Origin of the sequence: Pseudonocardia sp., assembly GCF_025965585.1 — a bacterium.
In the GTDB taxonomy this organism is placed as follows: Bacteria; Actinomycetota; Actinomycetes; order Mycobacteriales; family Pseudonocardiaceae; genus Pseudonocardia.
In genome coordinates this window covers 1-4,903 of record NZ_JAOPWR010000150.1, presented here as the reverse complement: position 1 = coordinate 4,903, position 4,903 = coordinate 1, and the positions used below count along the sequence as shown (strand labels likewise).

General features: G+C 70.1%; 4 protein-coding genes. 3 read left to right on the top strand and 1 reads right to left on the bottom strand.

Annotation, left to right across the window (positions count from 1 at the left end; all coding sequences use genetic code 11):
* Nucleotides 1-46: 46 nt before the first annotated feature.
* On the bottom strand, nt 47-1,207 hold the full coding sequence (gene ftsW, locus JWR81_RS09310) for a putative lipid II flippase FtsW (protein ID WP_297649480.1): 1,161 nt from the start codon (nt 1,205-1,207) through the stop codon (nt 47-49).
* 828 nt (nt 1,208-2,035) lie between these two features.
* Between ftsW and JWR81_RS09305 the strand changes: the two genes are divergently transcribed.
* The 3 genes from JWR81_RS09305 to JWR81_RS09295 all read left to right on the top strand — a co-directional run.
* Nucleotides 2,036-3,640 carry an LCP family protein gene (locus tag JWR81_RS09305; protein ID WP_297649478.1) on the top strand — a complete coding sequence of 535 codons (1,605 nt, stop codon included), beginning with the start codon at nt 2,036-2,038 and terminating at the stop codon, nt 3,638-3,640.
* A gap of 117 nt (nt 3,641-3,757) precedes the next feature.
* Complete coding sequence (locus JWR81_RS09300) at nt 3,758-3,952, top strand: hypothetical protein (protein ID WP_297649476.1); 195 nt, start codon at nt 3,758-3,760, stop codon at nt 3,950-3,952.
* A gap of 112 nt (nt 3,953-4,064) precedes the next feature.
* Nucleotides 4,065-4,903: VWA domain-containing protein (locus JWR81_RS09295; protein ID WP_297649474.1), on the top strand; the 839-nt coding region annotated here is incomplete at its 3' end.

Genomic DNA, 4,903 nt, shown 5'->3' with positions numbered 1-4,903 from the left:
CCCCCGATCCCGTCGAGAACCCACCCTCACGCGCCGTGAGCGGTGGTCAGATCCGGGCCGAAGGGGGGCGCAGGCCCAGCACGCGGGTCAGGCGGCCGGGGTTGCGCCGCAGCGTGGCGGCGGCCTCGGGTTCGTGACGCGCGGCGTTCGCGAGGATCCCGAACACGAACATGGTCACGACCAGAGACGTTCCGCCCGAGGAGATCAGCGGCAGCGGGATGCCCGTGACCGGCAGCAGCCCCACGACGTAGCTGATGTTGATCACCGCTTGGGCGACGAGCCATGTGGTCAGCGTCGCGGTCAGGATCTTCGCCCACGGGTCGATGTTGCGGGCCGCGATGCGCAACCCGACATAGGCCAGCGTCGCGAACAGAGCGATCACCGCGACGGCGCCGAGGAGGCCGAGCTCCTCGCCGATGATGGCGAAGATGAAGTCGTTGTGGGCGTTGGGCAGGTAGCTCCACTTGGCGGTGCTCTGACCCAGCCCGACTCCGAACACTCCGCCGTCGGCCAGCGAGTACAGCGCCTCGGTGGACTGGTAGGCCGCGCCCAGCGGGTCCGCGTCGGGCGAGAGGAACGAGGTGATCCGGCTGCTGCGGTACGCCGCGCTCAAGCCCAGGATGACCACTCCGAGCAGTCCTCCGGTGATCAGCGCGGTCATCAGACGGCCGGGGACGTCCGCGAAGTACAGCAGCGAGACGACCACGATGCCGATCGACACCGCGGTACCGAGATCGGGCTGCAGCACCACCAGCGCAAGCATGACGATCGCGACGGGCAACACCGGCGAGACCGCGTGGCGCCACAGGTGCAGCACCCGCCGCCGCATCGCCAGCACATGGGCACCCCAGATCGCCAGCGCCACCTTCGCCGGCTCGGCCGGCTGGAACGAGAGACCGAGGATCACGAACCACTTCCGGGCGCCCGCGACCGACGTGCCCACACCGGGGATCAGCACCGCCACCAGCAGCACCAGCATGACCAGGAGCAGGACCGGGCCCACAGCACGCAACCGCCGCAACGGAACGCGCAGCCCGACCCAGAACAGGACCAGCCCGCACAGACAGAACGCGGCCTGACGCACGAACACCGAGTACGACGATCCACCCTGCGCGACGGACTCCACGTTCGACGCCGACAGCACCATCACCAGCCCGAACGTCGTCAGCAACGCGAACACCGCCAGCAGCAGGTGCAACGACGCCAACGGCCGAGCCAGCCACGCGGCCGCCGATCCTCGAAGTGAGATCACCCCTCGCCCGATCCGTACTCGCAGGGGGGCAGCACCGGAGGTGGCCGAGCGGGCGGGGCGCGGGGTCGACACCACCTGATTCTCGATGCCCACCCTCGCCGATGATCAGCTCCCACAACCGTGTCGGGTTAACTCTCCCCAAAAGCGAAACGGTCATTCAGCCCCTCCGCGCAGAAATGGGGAACACCGGTGGAGGGTTGTTCCTTCTGTCCGCGATGCCACTCTCACCCCTTTCCGGGTCGTGGGCGCCGGTTGATCGGTTCGGCCATCCCGGGTGTGCACTGACCGAGCACGGGAACTCCCTGCTCAGGTGCCGGCCCTGCTGCGCCACAGGCACGACCGGACAACACCAACCCGGCTGCCGGAAAGGCGTCAAGGAGGATTGCTGCTGATCTCGATCACCTGTCCGGCCGTGTCACGGGGGTGTTTCGCCTACTCCGCGTGACAGAACTGGCATCCGGGTGGCTGCGCTATGGGGAGTCGCACTACGCTCACCCGATCCGCCACCACCGATGACCGGGCACGATATCGACGAGGTCGGTCGAAAGAGGACGGCGCGGAGGGGATCCCGAGTCCACCCTGGAACGGACGGACGACGCGATGGAGTTCGACGACCGGCAGCACCGCCGGGTGCCGCGAGAAGACGGCCCGGCGCCGCGGGGCGGACGGCACCGTGCCCCGACCGAGGCCGAGCCATGGGGGCCGGACACGGCCGACCGCCACCTGAGCCCGGACCCGGCGCCAGGCCGCAGGCCGGCACAAGCCGACCGGGGGCAGCCCTCGATGCCGGCCGAATCGGCCACGGTCGAGATCCCCGCAACCGCAGTCCCGCCCGCGGGCACCCAGGACGGGAGTGGGCGCCGAACCGGTGCGGCCCCGCCGGCACGAGGGCACGGCCTCGGTCGCGCCCTGCTGACCACTGCGGCGGCTACGGTGCTGCCCGGTTCCGGGCACCTGCTGCTGCACCGACGCCGCACCGGCTCTCTCATCGTCGCGGCGTTCCTGCTCCTCGTCGGCGCGGCAGTGGCCGTGGCCCTGACCGTCGGGCGCAGCCGTCTGCTCGCACTGGCACTGAGCACACGGGTACTGCTCGGGATCACCATCGGGTGCGTGGCCGTCGGCCTGCTGTGGATCGCGGTCATCGTGCGCACCTATCTGATCGCCCGTCCGCGCCCCGTCGGGACGGGCCGTCGCGTACTGGGCGCCGTCTCGGTGGCGATGCTGTGCGTGATCGTCGCAGCCCCGTTGGGATTCGCCGCCGATCTCGCCGAGTCGCAGCGCACCATGGTGAACACGTTGTTTCCCACCGGAGCGACCACCGGGCCGGGCGGTACCGCGGGCACGGATGTGCCGTTGCCGCCGCGCATCAACATCCTGCTGTTCGGCAGCGACGCCGGATCGGATCGCACCGGCACCCGCAGCGACTCGATGATGGTTGCGAGCGTCGACACGATCACGTCGCGAGCGGTCGTGTTCGGGCTGCCCCGCAACATCGAGCAGGCACCGTTCCCGCCCGGCTCCGCCATGGCGGCGAAGTTCCCGGACGGGTTCTTCGATCCAAGTGCCCCGCTCTCGGGCGATTACCTGCTCAACGCCGAGTACACCTACGGCACCGACCATCCCGAGCTGGCCCCGGCCGGGCCCACCACCGACCCGGGGCTCAACCTGCTCATGTCCTCGGTCGGGGAGATGCTGGGCCTCCCGATCAACTACTACACCAAGATCGACATGGCTGGGTTCGCCGCGATCATCGACGCGGTCGGCGGCGTGACGATCGACGTCGGGCCGGTACCGCTGCCGATCGGCGGGGTGCTGCCCGACGGCACCCACGTGGCCCCCAGCGGGTACGTGCCCGCCGGGGTTCAGCACCTCGACGGCAACCAGGCGCTCTGGTACGCCCGCTCGCGACGCGACTCCGACGACTACAGCCGGATGAGCCGCCAGCGGTGTCTGATCCACACCGTGCTCGAGCAGAAGAGCGCCACCGACCTGCTCACCCATTTCCAGGCCGTCGCCGCCGCCACCGCGAACAGCGTCTCCACCAACATCCCCCAGTCCTTCCTGCCCTCCCTCGCCGCACTGGCCGGTGATGTCCAGAACCTGCATCTGGACAGCGTCGCCTTCGACCCGTCGCTGCCCGACCCTCACCAGCCCGACGGGTGGTTCGACCCGTCCCACCCCGACTTCGGCTACATCCGGCAGATCGTCGCGTCGGCCCTCACCGGCACCCCGCTGACCAGCAACCCGCCGCAGCCGACCAGCACCGCGACACCGCAGGCGACGCCCTCGGCAGGCGGGACCACCGCAGGCACCACGACGGCGGTGGTCCCGCTCGCGGATTCCTGCACCTCCGCAACCCCGCACGGCCCCGCCGCGACACCGCCGTAGTGACACGACGGCTACGGCGCTGCCCGGCACCATGCCTCGGCATCCGAGGCTTCCACTCGCAGCGCGCTGTCCACGGTGTGCTGTCCACGGCGCCCGGCTTGGTGGGAGACTGGGTGCGTGCTGGAGGACCCGCACCCTGAACGCGAGCACCTGCGGTTAGCGACGATTACCTCGGGTCTTCTCGCGGTGTCCGCGCCCACGTGGTTCGAGACCACGTGGTTGCTCGCGATGACGGCAGTGCTGATCGCGCTGGCTCTCGGCCCCCGCGCGGCTCAGGCCCCGCCGCAGCCACCGGCCCGCGACAAGGTGTAGATCGGCAGAACCGCCTCGACCGTCTCCGCCGACGGCGGGTACCGGACGAGCCGCCTGCCGTTCCGGGACGGCATTCACCTCCGCCGCATGCACGTCGCGCTGTACTGGGAGGATGCCGATCGACGGGTTCTCCGATCCCGGCTGGCTCGCGCTCCTGGTCGCGGTCGGCGCCGTCCTCGCGGGATACGTGTGGGTGCAGCGCACGCGGCTGCGCTACACCATGCGGTTCACTCAGATCACGCTGCTCGATCGGATCGCACCGCGTCGACCGGGATGGCCCCGGCACATCCCTGCCGCACTCCTCGTCGTGGCGCTCGTCCTGCTCGTGGTCGGCCTGGCCGGGCCCACCGCGGAAGTGCGGGTACCGCGCGACCGTGCGACGGTGATGCTGGTCATCGACGTGTCGCTGTCCATGCAGGCGACCGATGTGACGCCGACCCGGATCGCTGCGGCCACCGACGCCGCAACCCGCTTCGCACACGACCTCACCCCCGGCATCAACCTCGGCGTCGAATCCTTCGCCGGCAGCGCCGCGGTCCTCGTCTCCCCGACACTCGACCACGAGGCAGGTGTCGACGCCATCAGGACCTTGAAGCTGGCCGAGGCCACTGCCACCGGAGACGCCCTCGCCGCCGCCTTGACCGCGATCGAGGACTTCAACGCCCGTATCCCCGGCGGCGGGGGTGGACCGCCCCCGGCCCGGATCGTCCTGATGAGCGACGGGAAACAGACTGTCGGCCAAGACGAGTTCGCCGTCTCCACCCAGGCCGGGAAGCTGCACATACCGATCAGCACCATCTCCTTCGGCACCATCGACGGCACCATCACCCTCGACGACAAGCCCGTCCCGGTACCGGTCGACGACGCCTCGCTGGCCCAGGTCGCCCAGCTCTCGGGGGGTGACTTCTATCCGGCGCAGAGCAACGACCAGATCCACCACGTCTACGACAC